The organism is Bartonella sp. AP65SXKL (genome assembly GCF_042195725.1).
In the GTDB taxonomy this organism is placed as follows: domain Bacteria; phylum Pseudomonadota; class Alphaproteobacteria; order Rhizobiales; family Rhizobiaceae; genus Bartonella.
On the sequence record NZ_JBHIOW010000083.1, the window covers coordinates 1 to 824 of the forward strand.

Annotated in this window: 1 protein-coding gene; it reads right to left on the reverse strand. The window is 39.8% G+C overall.

Features of this window, described 5'->3' with window-relative positions:
• Positions 1 to 824 (reverse strand): tyrosine-type recombinase/integrase (locus ACFIMP_RS09795; RefSeq protein WP_375686343.1); only part of this gene is annotated, 824 nt, incomplete at both ends.

Genomic DNA, 824 nt, shown 5'->3' on the forward strand with positions numbered 1-824 from the left:
TTCAAGTTTATTGTCTCTCATATATTGAGCCATACACTTCTCAGCGAGGGGACCGCGACCTTTAGCAGAAAAAAAGAAATCATTACGAGAAAGCAATCGTGCTTGTTTTAAAATGTCTAATGCTTCAGTTGATAAAGGCACGCGAAATTCTTTTGTTGTATCACGCTTGCCTTTCATATTTTCAGCAGGTATGGTCCATATATCCCCATCAATTTGATCTTTATGAATATGACGTAAAGGATTGGTACGAACACCTGTCAGAATAAGCAAACGCAAAGCCAGTTGTGTTATGGTTGATGCTTCACAGAGTGTTTTATAAAAAGCCGGAACCTCTCTCCAATCCATCGCTGGTCTATTAGTGACCTTATGGCGTTGTTTTCCTAAGAGAGCTTTTGCTTTTTCTACAGCTTGTAAATCAACATCTACACCTAATGCAGCCGCATGTTTGAGACAAAGATTAAGACGTATCAATGCTGTTCGAGCAATTACAGCCTTTGTATGCCAAATGGGAGAAAGGGTATTGCGTATCTCTGTTTGCGTAATCTCTGAAACGGGTAAACAGCCTAATTTAGGGAGAATATGAAGGCGTAAAGGTGTAAACCATTTACCATTTTTACCATCACCTTTTAATTCTGCTTTACGAGTTTCAAAAGTATCTAGTGCAATATCTTTTAAGTAATGGAGATTGCTTATTGCCTCACGCTTTTGTTTATTACGTTCTTTAATAGGGTCACGCCCTTCACGTAAAACAGCCCGCCACCCAGTTGCCAATTCACGGGCTTGTTTTAAAGAGACATCTCTTAAAGCACCCAAGCCCATTTCGC